This window comes from Streptomyces sp. NBC_00236, assembly GCF_036195045.1.
In the GTDB taxonomy this organism is placed as follows: domain Bacteria; phylum Actinomycetota; class Actinomycetes; order Streptomycetales; family Streptomycetaceae; genus Streptomyces.
Map to the genome: position 1 here is coordinate 4,410,263 of NZ_CP108100.1, position 18,387 is coordinate 4,428,649.

Sequence of the window (18,387 nt, forward strand, 5' to 3'; positions counted from 1 at the left end):
TCGAACGACTCGAACCCGAAGACTTTAGCACTAAAGTTAGAACCTCAACAATACAGATCGGAGGACTTCGACGGCTACGGAGGGCGTGCCATACTGCCCGCCATGTCTGACACCACGGAGCCCGAGCTCCAGGAGCCGAGCCTCGACGAGCAGATCGCCGCCTATCAGCGCGAGTTCCGCGACCTGGACCCGCAGGTCGAGCAGGTCGTCTCGGCCCTCGGCCGGCTGAACCGCCGGATGAACGTGGCGTACGGACGGCAGGTCGCCGCCCTCGGCATCAGCAACGCCGAGTGGGAGGTCCTCAAGACCCTCGTACTCTCCGGCGCTCCCTACCGACTGGGCCCCGGCGAGCTCGCCAAGCGCCTCGGCCTCACCCCGGCCGCGATGACGCATCGCATCGACCGCATGGCGGGCGAGGGACTCGTGACCCGTGACCGCGACGAGAACAACCGGGTGCGCGTCATCGTCGAGCTGACGGACGAGGGTCGTACGAAGTGGCTGGAGGCGATGCGGATGGCGACGGACTTCGAGGAGGACCTGCTCCAGGACCTCTCGGGCGACGAGCGCGGAGCCCTCGGCGAGATGCTGATCCGCCTCCTGCGCCGTGTCGAGCACGCCCAGCCGGACGCCGGCGGACGCCTCACCGACCTGGGCTGAGACGGCCCGGGGCGCCTTCAGCAGGGGCCGACCGGGAGGGGGTTGACACGACCCCACGGGATCCGTAAGGTTCTTCGAGTTGTCCCCGAGCCGGAACGGTTCTTCGACAACCATCCGCCGCGAATGCGGCAACCCACTCTCGACACGATCTCCCATCGCGGGATCAATTTCGGCATGCCGAAATTGATTGCGAAGACTCGATTATGAGTCGCCGGGAAAATTCGCTAGAGTTTGAGACGTCGGAACGGCCCAACAGCCGGAAAGACAAACCCCGCTGACTGGGAATCAGGCCCGAAAGAGTCTGATAGAGTCGGAAACGCAAGACCGAAGGGAAGCGCCCGGAGGAAAGCCCGAGAGGGTGAGTACAAAGGAAGCGTCCGTTCCTTGAGAACTCAACAGCGTGCCAAAAGTCAACGCCAGATATGTTGATACCCCGACCTGTTTCGGCAGGTTCGAGGTTCCTTTGAAAGTCCTAACAAGTCTTCGGGCTTGGTAGGCAATGCACACAGCGAGGACATAGCGAACGGCCGGTCATATTCCGACTTGGTCGTTCCGCTCTCGTGGTGTCTACCCGATTACGGGAAAACATTCACGGAGAGTTTGATCCTGGCTCAGGACGAACGCTGGCGGCGTGCTTAACACATGCAAGTCGAACGATGAAGCCTTTCGGGGTGGATTAGTGGCGAACGGGTGAGTATCACGTGGGCAATCTGCCCTTCACTCTGGGACAAGCCCTGGAAACGGGGTCTAATACCGGATAATACTTTCCCTCTCATGGGGGAAGGTTAAAAGCTCCGGCGGTGAAGGATGAGCCCGCGGCCTATCAGCTAGTTGGTGGGGTAATGGCCTACCAAGGCGACGACGGGTAGCCGGCCTGAGAGGGCGACCGGCCACACTGGGACTGAGACACGGCCCAGACTCCTACGGGAGGCAGCAGTGGGGAATATTGCACAATGGGCGAAAGCCTGATGCAGCGACGCCGCGTGAGGGATGACGGCCTTCGGGTTGTAAACCTCTTTCAGCAGGGAAGAAGCGAAAGTGACGGTACCTGCAGAAGAAGCGCCGGCTAACTACGTGCCAGCAGCCGCGGTAATACGTAGGGCGCAAGCGTTGTCCGGAATTATTGGGCGTAAAGAGCTCGTAGGCGGCTTGTTGCGTCGGTTGTGAAAGCCCGGGGCTTAACCCCGGGTCTGCAGTCGATACGGGCAGGCTAGAGTGTGGTAGGGGAGATCGGAATTCCTGGTGTAGCGGTGAAATGCGCAGATATCAGGAGGAACACCGGTGGCGAAGGCGGATCTCTGGGCCATTACTGACGCTGAGGAGCGAAAGCGTGGGGAGCGAACAGGATTAGATACCCTGGTAGTCCACGCCGTAAACGTTGGGAACTAGGTGTTGGCGACATTCCACGTCGTCGGTGCCGCAGCTAACGCATTAAGTTCCCCGCCTGGGGAGTACGGCCGCAAGGCTAAAACTCAAAGGAATTGACGGGGGCCCGCACAAGCAGCGGAGCATGTGGCTTAATTCGACGCAACGCGAAGAACCTTACCAAGGCTTGACATCGCCCGGAAAGCCGTAGAGATACGGCCCCCCTTGTGGTCGGGTGACAGGTGGTGCATGGCTGTCGTCAGCTCGTGTCGTGAGATGTTGGGTTAAGTCCCGCAACGAGCGCAACCCTTGTTCTGTGTTGCCAGCATGCCCTTCGGGGTGATGGGGACTCACAGGAGACTGCCGGGGTCAACTCGGAGGAAGGTGGGGACGACGTCAAGTCATCATGCCCCTTATGTCTTGGGCTGCACACGTGCTACAATGGCCGGTACAATGAGCTGCGATGCCGCGAGGCGGAGCGAATCTCAAAAAGCCGGTCTCAGTTCGGATTGGGGTCTGCAACTCGACCCCATGAAGTCGGAGTTGCTAGTAATCGCAGATCAGCATTGCTGCGGTGAATACGTTCCCGGGCCTTGTACACACCGCCCGTCACGTCACGAAAGTCGGTAACACCCGAAGCCGGTGGCCCAACCCCTTGTGGGAGGGAGCTGTCGAAGGTGGGACTGGCGATTGGGACGAAGTCGTAACAAGGTAGCCGTACCGGAAGGTGCGGCTGGATCACCTCCTTTCTAAGGAGCACTTCTTACCAAGCTTGCTTGGTCAGAGGCCAGTACACCGGCGAATGTTCGGTGCTGGTTGCTCATGGGTGGAACGTTGACTATTCGGCACGACAGGTTGTTTTCACTAGTACTGCTTCGGCGTGGAACGTGAGGGTGATCGGTCGGGTCGGGCACGCTGTTGGGTATCTGAAGGTACGGCCGTCATGGTCGTCCTTCGGTTGCCGGCCCCAGTGAACTCATCCGGTAAGGGTGGGGTGATGGGTGGCTGGTCGTTGTTTGAGAACTGCACAGTGGACGCGAGCATCTGTGGCCAAGTTTTTAAGGGCGCACGGTGGATGCCTTGGCACCAGGAACCGATGAAGGACGTGGGAGGCCACGATAGTCCCCGGGGAGCTGTCAACCAAGCTTTGATCCGGGGGTTTCCGAATGGGGAAACCCGGCAGTCGTCATGGGCTGTCACCCGCTGCTGAACACATAGGCAGTGTGGAGGGAACGAGGGGAAGTGAAACATCTCAGTACCCTCAGGAAGAGAAAACAACCGTGATTCCGGGAGTAGTGGCGAGCGAAACTGGATCAGGCCAAACCGTATGCGTGTGATACCCGGCAGGGGTTGCGCATGCGGGGTTGTGGGATCTCTTTTTCATGGTCTGCCGGCCGTGAGACGAGTCAGAAACCGTTGATGTAGGCGAAGGACATGCGAAAGGTCCGGCGTAGAGGGTAAGACCCCCGTAGCTGAAACATTAACGGCTCGTTTAAGAGACACCCAAGTAGCACGGGGCCCGAGAAATCCCGTGTGAATCTGGCGGGACCACCCGTTAAGCCTAAATATTCCCTGGTGACCGATAGCGGATAGTACCGTGAGGGAATGGTGAAAAGTACCGCGGGAGCGGAGTGAAATAGTACCTGAAACCGTGTGCCTACAAGCCGTGGGAGCGTCGCTGTATGTGCTTGCACATGCAGTCGTGACTGCGTGCCTTTTGAAGAATGAGCCTGCGAGTTTGCGGTGTGTTGCGAGGTTAACCCGTGTGGGGAAGCCGTAGCGAAAGCGAGTCCGAATAGGGCGATTTAGTAGCGCGCTCAAGACCCGAAGCGGAGTGATCTAGCCATGGGCAGGTTGAAGCGGAGGTAAGACTTCGTGGAGGACCGAACCCACCAGGGTTGAAAACCTGGGGGATGACCTGTGGTTAGGGGTGAAAGGCCAATCAAACTCCGTGATAGCTGGTTCTCCCCGAAATGCATTTAGGTGCAGCGTCGTGTGTTTCTTGCCGGAGGTAGAGCACTGGATAGGCGATGGGCCCTACCGGGTTACTGACCTTAGCCAAACTCCGAATGCCGGTAAGTGAGAGCACGGCAGTGAGACTGTGGGGGATAAGCTCCATGGTCGAGAGGGAAACAGCCCAGAGCATCGACTAAGGCCCCTAAGCGTACGCTAAGTGGGAAAGGATGTGGAGTCGCAGAGACAACCAGGAGGTTGGCTTAGAAGCAGCCACCCTTGAAAGAGTGCGTAATAGCTCACTGGTCAAGTGATTCCGCGCCGACAATGTAGCGGGGCTCAAGCGTACCGCCGAAGTCGTGTCATTCACACATATAGGGCCAACGCCTGTGTGGATGGGTAGGGGAGCGTCGTGTGCCGGGTGAAGCAGCCGCGGAAGCGAGTTGTGGACGGTTCACGAGTGAGAATGCAGGCATGAGTAGCGATACACACGTGAGAAACGTGTGCGCCGATTGACTAAGGGTTCCTGGGTCAAGCTGATCTGCCCAGGGTAAGTCGGGACCTAAGGCGAGGCCGACAGGCGTAGTCGATGGACAACCGGTTGATATTCCGGTACCCGCTTTGAAACGCCCAATACTGAATCAGGCGATGCTAAGTCCGTGAAGCCGGCCCGATCTCTTCGGAGTTGAGGGTAGTGGTGGAGCCGACGAACCAGACTTGTACTAGGTAAGCGATGGGGTGACGCAGGAAGGTAGTCCAGCCCGGGCGGTGGTAGTCCCGGGGTAAGGGTGTAGGCCGTGTGGTAGGTAAATCCGTCACACATTAAGGCTGAGACCTGATGCCGAGCCGATTGTGGTGAAGTGGATGATCCTATGCTGTCGAGAAAAGCCTCTAGCGAGTTTCATGGCGGCCCGTACCCTAAACCGACTCAGGTGGTCAGGTAGAGAATACCGAGGCGTTCGGGTGAACTATGGTTAAGGAACTCGGCAAAATGCCCCCGTAACTTCGGGAGAAGGGGGGCCATCACTGGTGAGGGAACTTGCTTCCTGAGCTGGGGGTGGCCGCAGAGACCAGCGAGAAGCGACTGTTTACTAAAAACACAGGTCCGTGCGAAGCCGTAAGGCGATGTATACGGACTGACGCCTGCCCGGTGCTGGAACGTTAAGGGGACCGGTTAGCTGACTTTCGGGTCGGCGAAGCTGAGAACTTAAGCGCCAGTAAACGGCGGTGGTAACTATAACCATCCTAAGGTAGCGAAATTCCTTGTCGGGTAAGTTCCGACCTGCACGAATGGCGTAACGACTTCTCGACTGTCTCAACCATAGGCCCGGTGAAATTGCACTACGAGTAAAGATGCTCGTTTCGCGCAGCAGGACGGAAAGACCCCGGGACCTTTACTATAGTTTGATATTGGTGTTCGGTTCGGCTTGTGTAGGATAGGTGGGAGACTTTGAAGCGGCCACGCCAGTGGTTGTGGAGTCGTCGTTGAAATACCACTCTGGTCGTGCTGGATGTCTAACCTGGGTCCGTGATCCGGATCAGGGACAGTGTCTGATGGGTAGTTTAACTGGGGCGGTTGCCTCCTAAAGAGTAACGGAGGCGCCCAAAGGTTCCCTCAGCCTGGTTGGCAATCAGGTGTTGAGTGTAAGTGCACAAGGGAGCTTGACTGTGAGACCGACGGGTCGAGCAGGGACGAAAGTCGGGACTAGTGATCCGGCAGTGGCTTGTGGAAGCGCTGTCGCTCAACGGATAAAAGGTACCCCGGGGATAACAGGCTGATCTTCCCCAAGAGTCCATATCGACGGGATGGTTTGGCACCTCGATGTCGGCTCGTCGCATCCTGGGGCTGGAGTCGGTCCCAAGGGTTGGGCTGTTCGCCCATTAAAGCGGTACGCGAGCTGGGTTTAGAACGTCGTGAGACAGTTCGGTCCCTATCCGCTGTGCGCGTAGGAATATTGAGAAGGGCTGTCCCTAGTACGAGAGGACCGGGACGGACGAACCTCTGGTGTGCCAGTTGTCCTGCCAAGGGCATGGCTGGTTGGCTACGTTCGGAAAGGATAACCGCTGAAAGCATCTAAGCGGGAAGCCTGCTTCGAGATGAGTATTCCCACCCTCTTGAAGGGTTAAGGCTCCCAGTAGACGACTGGGTTGATAGGCCAGATGTGGAAGCCCGGTAACGGGTGGAGCTGACTGGTACTAATAGGCCGAGGGCTTGTCCTCAGTTGCTCGCGTCCACTGTGTTAGTTCTGAAATAACGAACGGCCGTGTTTATTTCCGGTGTTGGTTAATTTCATAGTGTTTCGGTGGTCATTGCGTTAGGGAAACGCCCGGTTACATTCCGAACCCGGAAGCTAAGCCTTTCAGCGCCGATGGTACTGCAGGGGGGACCCTGTGGGAGAGTAGGACGCCGCCGAACTCCTTTTGAATAGTTAAGCCCCGTGCCCTTGTGGCACGGGGCTTTTCTGCGTTCACCGGACCTTCAGCCTGCGGTGACCAGCTGGACTGGTCCGGCCGCTGCGTCGCCCACCGGCAACGTGCGCCGATATCCGTTTCCTGTCGTGTGGGCACCGACCTAGTGTGGTTCGGTGACGACGACGACTCAGATGATCATTCTCAATGGTGGTTCCAGCTCGGGGAAGTCCGGGATCGTGCGGTGCCTGCAGGATGTACTGCCCGTTCCGTGGCTGGCGTTCGGATGCGACTCGTTCGTCGATGCCATGCCCGCCAGGATGCAGACGTCGGACGAGGGGATCGTGGTCGCGGCGGATGGCGCGGTGAATGTCGGGGCGGAGTTCCGGGCGTTGGAGGCGGCCTGGATGACTGGCGTGGTGGGGATGGTTCGTGCAGGCGCGAGGGTGGTCATCGATGACGTCTTCCTCGGCGGATCCGCGTCCCAGCAGCGTTGGCAGAGGGCGCTGGACGGACTGCCCGTGCTGTGGGTCGGCGTCAGATGCGAGAGCGCGGTCGCGGCAGGGCGTGAGGTCGCACGAGGAGATCGCGCCCGGGGGATGGCTGTGGCACAGGCAGATGTGGTTCACGAAGGGGTGCTCTACGACCTGGAGGTGGACACGACGCATACCGAGTCCCTGGCGTGCGCGCGAGCCATTGCCGCCCGCCTCGGCTGAGTGCAGGATCGGTGCCGGCGTACGCCGTTGTGTGACTCCGATGACGTTGCGTCCGGCGAGGACCTGAGGGACGGGGAGATGCGTGTGATTGTCTGGGTGAACGGTGCGTTCGGCAGTGGGAAGACCACGCTCGTCGAAGAGCTGCGTCGGCGTCGGCCCGAGGCGCTGGTCTACGACCCGGAGATGATCGGCTACGTGCTGCGCGAGATCGTGGAGGTCCCCACCGGCGACTTCCAGGATCTGAGGTTGTGGCGAAGGCAGGTCGCGCACCTGGGCGGTGGGCCTCGTCGAGGAGTACCAGAAGCCCGTACTCGTACCCATGACCCTGATCAACGAGCGCTATGTCGAAGACGTCTTCGGCGCGCTGAAGGACGCGGGAATCGTGGTCCATCACTTCTTCATCGAGGTCTCCGAGGAGGTCTTGAGGAAGCGGATCGACGGGCGGAGCTTCACGCCGGACAATCCCGAGCAGGATGAACGGGTCCGGCAGTGGTGCAAGGACAGGATCGAGCCGTGTACGGCCGCGATGAGCACGCTCCCCGGCGATACCGTGTTCCTGGACGGCGAGCTGACAACGACAGAGTTGGCCGACGAAGTGCTGGCTCGCGTGGGTGGGGACATGGGCGAGTAGGACGGGTGTCTCAGGTCGCTCTCATGACGAGGAACACGCCATCGCGCCCTCTCGATGTCGAGGCGCTCTTCCCGGAGTTGGCCGCCTTTCGGGGGACGACAACACGGCTTCACCCGCGCCCGGGTGCACCGGATCCGGCGGCCAGCTCCGTGGGCGGCCCCATGTTGTGGCCGGCGGGTGAGCCGTGGCCCGTCTGCGGCGAGGCCCACGGCCGCGGGCGTGGGCGTGGGCGTCGTCCTGCCGACATCCGCCGCTATCGACAGGTCCTGGCTTCGGCATGGGCCCGCGAACCCGTCGCCGGTCCGACGGATGAGGAACGGGAGCTCCTGGACGAGCTGCGCCGGGATCACCGGATCGCGGGGGCGGCCGAGACCGACCCGCTCCCGATGATCGGCCTTGCACAGCTGTACCGGCGGGATGTGCCCGACCTTCCGGCGGGGCCGGGCGGCTGCGACCTCCTCCAGGTGTTCTGGTGCCCCTTCAACGCACACGGCCCGGGCAGGTACGACCTGGAGCTGCACCTGCGCTGGCGACGGTCGTGGGAGGTCGGCGAAGTACTGATGGATCCGCCGCAGCCGTTGGTCGTGGGTTCCGACGGCTTCGTGCCCGAGCCCTGCGTGTTGCACCCGGAGCAGGTGGTCACCTATCCGGACGCCGGTCTTCTGCCCGAGGAGCTGTGTTCCCGGATCGATGCCTGGGAGGAGGCACTTGAGGGCGATGCCGAGGAGCCGGCGGGCGGAACCACGGATGAGCCGTTCGGCTACCAGTACGACCTGTCCATTCCGCCCGGCTGGCGCGTGGGTGGCTTCGCCTCCTGGCATGCGACCGATCCGTACCCGATGGACTGCCTGGCCTGTGCGACACCGATGAGCCTGCTCCTGACCATCGACAGCTCGGAGTGGGATGGGGGGAGCGGCAGCTGGAGGCCACTGGAGGACCGGGCCCAGCCCACTCGCCGGAGCGCCTCTCCCACCCAGGTCACCGTCGGCCGATGGGGCGAGCTCAACGTATTCGCCTGTCCCCACGATGCTGATCACCCCCATCGCTGGTGCATTCAATAGCTGGTGCCGCCTCAGACCCCCCAATGCCTGGTTGTCCGATGGTGACTTGGATGGTCCTTGGATCAGGAAGCTGGGCCTGCCTTGTGTGGCCGAGTCCTAGTTACCGGTTCCGTAGGCGGCCATGAACATGTCCAGCAGTCCGTCGACCACGTTTTCATCGATGGGTCGGGTCGACAGCAGGCTGCGGTAGTACAGCGCGCCGCACAGCACCTCGGCAGCGAACTCCAGGTTCGCCTCCGCGGCCAGTTGACCGATGCGCTGGGCGTGAGTGATCCGCTCGAGAGTGCTCTGCTCGACGGTGGCCAGGAAGCGTTCGTGCAGGGTCGCCCGCAGTACCGAGTCAGCCTGAGCCTCGGCGATGACCGCCCGATAGACCGGGCCGATCGGCGGGTCGGAAAGGGTGAGGCCCGAGCGCAGGAACTGTTCACGCAAATCAGCGCGGACGTCCCCGGTGTCGCGGTAGTCCAGGTCGCTGGTCCACGCGCGGTTGAGTGCGTCGAGCAGCAGCGCCGGCATGGACGGCCAGCGCCGGTAGATCGTGTGTTTTCCGACCCCGGCCCTTCGGGCGACCGCCTCGATGCTCAGGCCTGCGTAACCGACTTCCGCGGACAGGTCGAGGGTTACCTGCAGCAGCTCTTCGGTGCGAGCGGCGCCTCGGCGCCTCGGCGTGGCTGGCGTGTCGGTCATGCCACCACCCTAACGGCACTGGCCGTGCCGTTGACAATCAACGAGTGCAGCGCGCAGCATTGAGGCTCGATCGGCACGCGGCGTGCCGATGTCGAGTGTGGCGGCATGACACTGCCCACGCGCCCAGGATTCGGTACATCAAGGGGAGATCTGCCATGCGCACCAACAAGAGCGGCACACAAGAGGGATTCACGGCCGAGGAGCGGGCCGCGATGAAAGAGCACGCTCAAGAGCTGAAGACAGCCAAGCGCCGTAGCTCGCACGCGGACAAGGCGGCGGAGGCGCAGCGAGACGTGCTCGCGAAGATCGCCGAGATGCAGGACTCGGACCGGATCATGGCCGAGCGCCTTCACGCCGTGATCACAGCCGGCGCCCCGGTACTCGCGCCGAAGCTCTGGTACGGGATGCCCGCCTACGCGCTGGACGGCAAGGTCGTCTGCTTCTTTCAAAGCGCAGAGAAGTTCAAGGCGCGCTACGCGACGCTCGGGTTCAGTGACCAGGCGAAGCTGGACGAGGGCACGATGTGGGCGGCCGGATTCGCCCTGACCGAGGTGACGGCCGAGGTGGAGGCGCAGGTAGCTGCACTGGTGAAGCGGGCGGTGAGCTGAGGCTGGGCCCGGAACGGGCTGGGTCCGTTGCCCCTTCGTGCGCTTGGCGGCCTGCGCTGCTGGCACAGCGTCTGCCGAGCTTCGCCGCTGACGAGGACGAAGGCGAAGGCGAGGCGCCAGGCTGAGCACGGAAAGAGCAGGGCAGCATGATCCGCGGCTACATCGTCTGGCGAAACTGCCCTACTAACGACTGGTGCCTACGCGACGTCGTCGACGGGGCAGCCGTTGCTTGACGCAGAACTAGGCCGTGTATCGAAAGTAGATCTTGAGTTGTAATGATCACGGTTCATGGGGCGTGGAGATCTCACGGACGAGCAGTGGGCAACACTGGAGCCGTAGTTGCCGAGGGGATCAAGGCGGGTCGGCCGCCGGTCTGGCCTCGGCGGCAATTGCTCGACGGCATACGGTTCCGGGTCCGGACCGGAGTTCCCTGGCGGGACGTCCCTGTTGAGTACGGACCGTGGAGCCGGATCTACGACCTGTTCGGCCGATGGCAGCGGAACGGCACCTGGCAGCGGATCCTCACCCGGCTCCATTCCCTGGCCGACGCGAAGGGGGCGATCGTGTGGGACCTGAGCGTCGACTCCACCGTCTGCCGCGCCCATCAGCATGCGGCCGGGGCCCGCAAGCAGGGCGACCTGCAGAAGGAACCACCTGGCGGCATTTTCGCCGAGCCCCATGAGCACGGGCTGGAAGATCACGTGGCGGCTTCACCACCAAGCTGCACCTGGCCGTCGGACAGGGCCAGAAGCCCATGTCGATCGTGGTGACGGCCGGGCAGCGTGGGGACTCGCCTCAGTTCAAGCCGGTGCTGGAGAAGGTCCGCGTGCCCCGCATCGGGCAGGGCCGACCACGCGTCCGACCTGATCGGGTGCGGGCGGACAAGGCGTACGCCTCTCGCAGAAACCGCGCCTACCTGAGACGGCGCGGGATCCGCTGCACCATCCCTGACAAGACCGACCAGACGCGCAACCGCCGGAGGCTTGGTTCTCGTGGCGGTCGGCCGCCCTATTTCGACCCGGCCGACTACCGTGAGCGTCACGCGGTCGAGTGCGGGATCAACCGCCTCAAGAGGCACCGGGCCGTCGCCACGCGCTTCGAAAAGTTGGCGGTCCGCTACGAGGCGACCGTCCTCGTCGCGACCATCAACGAGTGGCTATGAGCAGCGTCTTCGCTAAGGGCCGATGGTCTTTCACTGATCCTTCGCCTCGAATGCCTGGGCGACGGCCAGGCTGTCCTCGTAGACATGGTGCCGGGTGACAAGGCCGTCTGCGACGGTGAGATGCAGAGCGAACCGCGCCTTGTAGGCACGCCCGGTGGGCCGGGCGGTCTGACGGATCTCGCCCAGCACGACCGCGTCGCTTCCGTCGACAAGGATGCGCTCAACCTCAGTCGCCACATGATCCGGCACGTGATACTCGGCAAGTTCGCGATAGTGGGCGGCCGCGTCGGCCCGGGTGGACCGGTGACGGATCCACGGTGTGGCAGTACGGCCGTGCTCGGCCTCCGGCCAGGCGAGCTTCCAATCACCCTGCTCGGCATACATCTCGGCGATGTGCTCGGGGTCACCCTCGCCAATTCTGCGCAACAGCTCCTCAACCACAGTGCGCGTGTTGTCCGGTGTGGCTATGGACATGACTGACCCCTCCGTCCTGATCCGCGTCCTCCGACGCGGACGGATCACCAACCCTGCCGGCATCGGCACGCCGAGACGATTACCTCGGAAGTAAGGCGAGCAGATCCACTTTCGATACACGCCCTGGTCGGGGACGGGGACGAGCGCCGTCGCTTCAGCCTCCAGAGGGAAGGTCCTGGCGGACCGGGCCCTCGGCTGCGGACGAGGGCGGCGGCTGGGTGCTTCGGCCGACTCCCCCTCGGCGACCCCGGTCGCACGGCCAGAGGACCGCGGCGTCCTCGGTGTGGACAGGTGTGGACAGCTCCCAGCCCGCAGTACGCGCCTCTGAGCGCTTCCGTCGCCTCTCTCGGCCGAGTCGCTTCGGCATTGAACCGATCGGCGGTGAAGTGGAACCTCCGGCGCCTTCCGGCTCTGGCCTCTGGTCAGAGTTCGAAGGGGTAGAGCGCGACCTTCTCGCGCTCGAGGAACAGCTCGACCCATGTGCCGGCCACGCCTTCGGGCAACGGGGCAGCGAGGTCCAGCAGGATCTGCGTGCCGTCGAGGTCCAGCACGGCTGCCCCGTCCACGGTGAGGTTCAACCGGCCGCGCAGGACCACACAGTGTCCGCCGGGCCGGACCCCCGGTCCGGAGTCGGCAGCCGGCATTGCGTTCCGTCCCCAGGCGATGTCCTCGTCGATCGTCCACTCGACGTGGTACTCGCCCGGTGCTGCCGCCTGGTCACCGCACCAGCGGAGCGCCGTCCCCCCGAACGGGGTCCGAATCTGGGCCAGCCAAGGGCTCCAGGGAAACTTGGCGACCTTCACCAGTTCGATCAGCATCGACTGATCATGCTGTAGCGGAGCTCCTGCAGGAAGCCGTGTGGCCCCGCCGGTGCTGGCCGAAGTCCGTTGACACGTAATCGGGTTGCTGACGTGCGTTGCAGGCCGGCCCTCGACCGCCGTCTGTACGGGGAGTCGCAGCCCGGTACGGGAGGGGACGCAGAGGTCCGGTCCCATGCGGCGCGGGGCGGGGAAGTGATGGGGCATCAGGGTGGACCGGGGGGTGGGAATCAGGCCCGAAAGTCTCTGGTAGAGTTGAGCTCGCTGGAAAGGGAAAGCGCGAAAGCGAAGAACTGGAAAGCAAAATGCGAAACCCGCTTCGACCGGGAATCGGACACGAAAGAGTCTGATAGAGTCGGAAACGCAAGACCGAAGGGAAGCGCCCGGAGGAAAGCCCCAGAAAATGTTCTGAGGGTGAGTACAAAGGAAGCGTCCGTTCCTTGAGAACTCAACAGCGTGCCAAAAGTCAACGCCAGATATGTTGATACCCCGACCTGTTTCGGCAGGTTCGAGGTTCCTTTGAAAGTCCTAACAAGTCTTCGGGCTTGATAGGCAATGCACACAGCGAGGACATAGCGAACGGCCGGTCATATTCCGACTCGGTCGTTCCGCTCTCGTGGTGTCTACCCGATTACGGGAAAACATTCACGGAGAGTTTGATCCTGGCTCAGGACGAACGCTGGCGGCGTGCTTAACACATGCAAGTCGAACGATGAAGCCTTTCGGGGTGGATTAGTGGCGAACGGGTGAGTAACACGTGGGCAATCTGCCCTTCACTCTGGGACAAGCCCTGGAAACGGGGTCTAATACCGGATAATACTTTCCCTCTCATGGGGGAAGGTTAAAAGCTCCGGCGGTGAAGGATGAGCCCGCGGCCTATCAGCTAGTTGGTGGGGTAATGGCCTACCAAGGCGACGACGGGTAGCCGGCCTGAGAGGGCGACCGGCCACACTGGGACTGAGACACGGCCCAGACTCCTACGGGAGGCAGCAGTGGGGAATATTGCACAATGGGCGAAAGCCTGATGCAGCGACGCCGCGTGAGGGATGACGGCCTTCGGGTTGTAAACCTCTTTCAGCAGGGAAGAAGCGAAAGTGACGGTACCTGCAGAAGAAGCGCCGGCTAACTACGTGCCAGCAGCCGCGGTAATACGTAGGGCGCAAGCGTTGTCCGGAATTATTGGGCGTAAAGAGCTCGTAGGCGGCTTGTTGCGTCGGTTGTGAAAGCCCGGGGCTTAACCCCGGGTCTGCAGTCGATACGGGCAGGCTAGAGTGTGGTAGGGGAGATCGGAATTCCTGGTGTAGCGGTGAAATGCGCAGATATCAGGAGGAACACCGGTGGCGAAGGCGGATCTCTGGGCCATTACTGACGCTGAGGAGCGAAAGCGTGGGGAGCGAACAGGATTAGATACCCTGGTAGTCCACGCCGTAAACGTTGGGAACTAGGTGTTGGCGACATTCCACGTCGTCGGTGCCGCAGCTAACGCATTAAGTTCCCCGCCTGGGGAGTACGGCCGCAAGGCTAAAACTCAAAGGAATTGACGGGGGCCCGCACAAGCAGCGGAGCATGTGGCTTAATTCGACGCAACGCGAAGAACCTTACCAAGGCTTGACATCGCCCGGAAAGCCGTAGAGATACGGCCCCCCTTGTGGTCGGGTGACAGGTGGTGCATGGCTGTCGTCAGCTCGTGTCGTGAGATGTTGGGTTAAGTCCCGCAACGAGCGCAACCCTTGTTCTGTGTTGCCAGCATGCCCTTCGGGGTGATGGGGACTCACAGGAGACTGCCGGGGTCAACTCGGAGGAAGGTGGGGACGACGTCAAGTCATCATGCCCCTTATGTCTTGGGCTGCACACGTGCTACAATGGCCGGTACAATGAGCTGCGATGCCGCGAGGCGGAGCGAATCTCAAAAAGCCGGTCTCAGTTCGGATTGGGGTCTGCAACTCGACCCCATGAAGTCGGAGTTGCTAGTAATCGCAGATCAGCATTGCTGCGGTGAATACGTTCCCGGGCCTTGTACACACCGCCCGTCACGTCACGAAAGTCGGTAACACCCGAAGCCGGTGGCCCAACCCCTTGTGGGAGGGAGCTGTCGAAGGTGGGACTGGCGATTGGGACGAAGTCGTAACAAGGTAGCCGTACCGGAAGGTGCGGCTGGATCACCTCCTTTCTAAGGAGCACTTCTTACCAAGCTTGCTTGGTCAGAGGCCAGTACACCGGCGAATGTTCGGTGCTGGTTGCTCATGGGTGGAACGTTGACTATTCGGCACGACAGGTTGTTTTCACTAGTACTGCTTCGGCGTGGAACGTGAGGGTGATCGGTCGGGTCGGGCACGCTGTTGGGTATCTGAAGGTACGGCCGTCATGGTCGTCCTTCGGTTGCCGGCCCCAGTGAACTCATCCGGTAAGGGTGGGGTGATGGGTGGCTGGTCGTTGTTTGAGAACTGCACAGTGGACGCGAGCATCTGTGGCCAAGTTTTTAAGGGCGCACGGTGGATGCCTTGGCACCAGGAACCGATGAAGGACGTGGGAGGCCACGATAGTCCCCGGGGAGCTGTCAACCAAGCTTTGATCCGGGGGTTTCCGAATGGGGAAACCCGGCAGTCGTCATGGGCTGTCACCCGCTGCTGAACACATAGGCAGTGTGGAGGGAACGAGGGGAAGTGAAACATCTCAGTACCCTCAGGAAGAGAAAACAACCGTGATTCCGGGAGTAGTGGCGAGCGAAACTGGATCAGGCCAAACCGTATGCGTGTGATACCCGGCAGGGGTTGCGCATGCGGGGTTGTGGGATCTCTTTTTCATGGTCTGCCGGCCGTGAGACGAGTCAGAAACCGTTGATGTAGGCGAAGGACATGCGAAAGGTCCGGCGTAGAGGGTAAGACCCCCGTAGCTGAAACATTAACGGCTCGTTTAAGAGACACCCAAGTAGCACGGGGCCCGAGAAATCCCGTGTGAATCTGGCGGGACCACCCGTTAAGCCTAAATATTCCCTGGTGACCGATAGCGGATAGTACCGTGAGGGAATGGTGAAAAGTACCGCGGGAGCGGAGTGAAATAGTACCTGAAACCGTGTGCCTACAAGCCGTGGGAGCGTCGCTGTATGTGCTTGCACATGCAGTCGTGACTGCGTGCCTTTTGAAGAATGAGCCTGCGAGTTTGCGGTGTGTTGCGAGGTTAACCCGTGTGGGGAAGCCGTAGCGAAAGCGAGTCCGAATAGGGCGATTTAGTAGCGCGCTCAAGACCCGAAGCGGAGTGATCTAGCCATGGGCAGGTTGAAGCGGAGGTAAGACTTCGTGGAGGACCGAACCCACCAGGGTTGAAAACCTGGGGGATGACCTGTGGTTAGGGGTGAAAGGCCAATCAAACTCCGTGATAGCTGGTTCTCCCCGAAATGCATTTAGGTGCAGCGTCGTGTGTTTCTTGCCGGAGGTAGAGCACTGGATAGGCGATGGGCCCTACCGGGTTACTGACCTTAGCCAAACTCCGAATGCCGGTAAGTGAGAGCACGGCAGTGAGACTGTGGGGGATAAGCTCCATGGTCGAGAGGGAAACAGCCCAGAGCATCGACTAAGGCCCCTAAGCGTACGCTAAGTGGGAAAGGATGTGGAGTCGCAGAGACAACCAGGAGGTTGGCTTAGAAGCAGCCACCCTTGAAAGAGTGCGTAATAGCTCACTGGTCAAGTGATTCCGCGCCGACAATGTAGCGGGGCTCAAGCGTACCGCCGAAGTCGTGTCATTCCAGCATGTACCCCCAACGGGGGCTGGGATGGGTAGGGGAGCGTCGTGTGCCGGGTGAAGCAGCCGCGGAAGCGAGTTGTGGACGGTTCACGAGTGAGAATGCAGGCATGAGTAGCGATACACACGTGAGAAACGTGTGCGCCGATTGACTAAGGGTTCCTGGGTCAAGCTGATCTGCCCAGGGTAAGTCGGGACCTAAGGCGAGGCCGACAGGCGTAGTCGATGGACAACCGGTTGATATTCCGGTACCCGCTTTGAAACGCCCAATACTGAATCAGGCGATGCTAAGTCCGTGAAGCCGGCCCGATCTCTTCGGAGTTGAGGGTAGTGGTGGAGCCGACGAACCAGACTTGTACTAGGTAAGCGATGGGGTGACGCAGGAAGGTAGTCCAGCCCGGGCGGTGGTAGTCCCGGGGTAAGGGTGTAGGCCGTGTGGTAGGTAAATCCGTCACACATTAAGGCTGAGACCTGATGCCGAGCCGATTGTGGTGAAGTGGATGATCCTATGCTGTCGAGAAAAGCCTCTAGCGAGTTTCATGGCGGCCCGTACCCTAAACCGACTCAGGTGGTCAGGTAGAGAATACCGAGGCGTTCGGGTGAACTATGGTTAAGGAACTCGGCAAAATGCCCCCGTAACTTCGGGAGAAGGGGGGCCATCACTGGTGATCCGATTTACTCGGTGAGCTGGGGGTGGCCGCAGAGACCAGCGAGAAGCGACTGTTTACTAAAAACACAGGTCCGTGCGAAGCCGTAAGGCGATGTATACGGACTGACGCCTGCCCGGTGCTGGAACGTTAAGGGGACCGGTTAGCTGACTTTCGGGTCGGCGAAGCTGAGAACTTAAGCGCCAGTAAACGGCGGTGGTAACTATAACCATCCTAAGGTAGCGAAATTCCTTGTCGGGTAAGTTCCGACCTGCACGAATGGCGTAACGACTTCTCGACTGTCTCAACCATAGGCCCGGTGAAATTGCACTACGAGTAAAGATGCTCGTTTCGCGCAGCAGGACGGAAAGACCCCGGGACCTTTACTATAGTTTGATATTGGTGTTCGGTTCGGCTTGTGTAGGATAGGTGGGAGACTTTGAAGCAGCCACGCCAGTGGTTGTGGAGTCGTCGTTGAAATACCACTCTGGTCGTGCTGGATGTCTAACCTGGGTCCGTGATCCGGATCAGGGACAGTGTCTGATGGGTAGTTTAACTGGGGCGGTTGCCTCCTAAAGAGTAACGGAGGCGCCCAAAGGTTCCCTCAGCCTGGTTGGCAATCAGGTGTTGAGTGTAAGTGCACAAGGGAGCTTGACTGTGAGACCGACGGGTCGAGCAGGGACGAAAGTCGGGACTAGTGATCCGGCAGTGGCTTGTGGAAGCGCTGTCGCTCAACGGATAAAAGGTACCCCGGGGATAACAGGCTGATCTTCCCCAAGAGTCCATATCGACGGGATGGTTTGGCACCTCGATGTCGGCTCGTCGCATCCTGGGGCTGGAGTCGGTCCCAAGGGTTGGGCTGTTCGCCCATTAAAGCGGTACGCGAGCTGGGTTTAGAACGTCGTGAGACAGTTCGGTCCCTATCCGCTGTGCGCGTAGGAATATTGAGAAGGGCTGTCCCTAGTACGAGAGGACCGGGACGGACGAACCTCTGGTGTGCCAGTTGTCCTGCCAAGGGCATGGCTGGTTGGCTACGTTCGGAAAGGATAACCGCTGAAAGCATCTAAGCGGGAAGCCTGCTTCGAGATGAGTATTCCCACCCTCTTGAAGGGTTAAGGCTCCCAGTAGACGACTGGGTTGATAGGCCAGATGTGGAAGCCCGGTAACGGGTGGAGCTGACTGGTACTAATAGGCCGAGGGCTTGTCCTCAGTTGCTCGCGTCCACTGTGTTAGTTCTGAAATAACGAACGGCCGTGTTTATTTCCGGTGTTGGTTAATTTCATAGTGTTTCGGTGGTCATTGCGTTAGGGAAACGCCCGGTTACATTCCGAACCCGGAAGCTAAGCCTTTCAGCGCCGATGGTACTGCAGGGGGGACCCTGTGGGAGAGTAGGACGCCGCCGAACTCCTTTTGAATAGTTAAGCCCCGTGCCCTTGTGGCACGGGGCTTTTCTGCGTTCAC

General features: G+C 60.8%; 7 protein-coding genes, 6 rRNA genes and 2 pseudogenes. 12 read left to right on the top strand and 3 right to left on the bottom strand.

Annotation, left to right across the window (positions count from 1 at the left end):
• Positions 1–102 precede the first annotated feature (102 nt).
• The 7 genes and pseudogenes from OG446_RS19895 (at position 103) to OG446_RS19925 (ending at position 8,792) form a co-directional block, all read left to right on the top strand.
• Positions 103–657 (top strand): MarR family winged helix-turn-helix transcriptional regulator, encoded by a 555-nt coding sequence (locus OG446_RS19895; protein ID WP_326659527.1) that lies wholly within the window; start codon positions 103–105, stop codon positions 655–657.
• 588 nt (positions 658–1,245) lie between these two features.
• Positions 1,246–2,771 (top strand): 16S ribosomal RNA (locus OG446_RS19900).
• A gap of 299 nt (positions 2,772–3,070) precedes the next feature.
• A 23S ribosomal RNA gene (locus tag OG446_RS19905) occupies positions 3,071–6,195 on the top strand.
• 79 nt (positions 6,196–6,274) lie between these two features.
• Positions 6,275–6,391 (top strand): 5S ribosomal RNA (rrf, locus tag OG446_RS19910).
• The 16S, 23S and 5S rRNA genes sit together here, the layout of an rRNA operon.
• 187 nt (positions 6,392–6,578) lie before the next feature.
• Positions 6,579–7,100 carry a chloramphenicol phosphotransferase CPT gene (cpt, locus tag OG446_RS19915; RefSeq protein WP_328898351.1) on the top strand — a complete coding sequence of 174 codons (522 nt, stop codon included), beginning with the start codon at positions 6,579–6,581 and terminating at the stop codon, positions 7,098–7,100.
• An 84-nt stretch (positions 7,101–7,184) separates the two neighbouring features.
• A pseudogene (locus OG446_RS19920) lies at positions 7,185–7,731 on the top strand (AAA family ATPase).
• Between the two features lie 23 nt (positions 7,732–7,754).
• Complete coding sequence (locus OG446_RS19925) at positions 7,755–8,792, top strand: hypothetical protein (protein WP_328895313.1); 1,038 nt, start codon at positions 7,755–7,757, stop codon at positions 8,790–8,792.
• A gap of 96 nt (positions 8,793–8,888) precedes the next feature.
• On the opposite strand, the gene OG446_RS19930 is transcribed toward OG446_RS19925, so the two are convergent.
• Positions 8,889–9,479, bottom strand: coding sequence for a TetR/AcrR family transcriptional regulator (locus OG446_RS19930; protein WP_328895314.1), 591 nt, complete (start codon positions 9,477–9,479; stop codon positions 8,889–8,891).
• Between the two features lie 155 nt (positions 9,480–9,634).
• Between OG446_RS19930 and OG446_RS19935 the strand changes: the two genes are divergently transcribed.
• A complete protein-coding gene (locus OG446_RS19935; RefSeq protein ID WP_328895315.1) occupies positions 9,635–10,087 on the top strand; it encodes an iron chaperone in 453 nt (150 codons plus the stop codon).
• A gap of 288 nt (positions 10,088–10,375) precedes the next feature.
• Positions 10,376–11,249, top strand: a pseudogene (locus tag OG446_RS19940) (IS5 family transposase).
• 30 nt (positions 11,250–11,279) lie between these two features.
• On the opposite strand, the gene OG446_RS19945 reads toward OG446_RS19940, so the two are convergent.
• A complete protein-coding gene (locus tag OG446_RS19945) occupies positions 11,280–11,723 on the bottom strand; it encodes a nuclear transport factor 2 family protein (RefSeq protein WP_328895316.1) in 444 nt (147 codons plus the stop codon).
• Between the two features lie 422 nt (positions 11,724–12,145).
• On the bottom strand, positions 12,146–12,541 hold the full coding sequence (locus OG446_RS19950) for a hypothetical protein (protein ID WP_328895317.1): 396 nt from the start codon (positions 12,539–12,541) through the stop codon (positions 12,146–12,148).
• Between the two features lie 644 nt (positions 12,542–13,185).
• Between OG446_RS19950 and OG446_RS19955 the strand changes: the two genes are divergently transcribed.
• The 3 genes from OG446_RS19955 (at position 13,186) to rrf (OG446_RS19965) (ending at position 18,331) form a co-directional block, all read left to right on the top strand.
• Positions 13,186–14,711: ribosomal RNA gene (locus OG446_RS19955) — 16S ribosomal RNA — on the top strand.
• 299 nt (positions 14,712–15,010) lie between these two features.
• A 23S ribosomal RNA gene (locus OG446_RS19960) occupies positions 15,011–18,135 on the top strand.
• 79 nt (positions 18,136–18,214) lie between these two features.
• Positions 18,215–18,331: ribosomal RNA gene (gene rrf, locus OG446_RS19965) — 5S ribosomal RNA — on the top strand.
• Positions 18,332–18,387 lie beyond the last annotated feature (56 nt).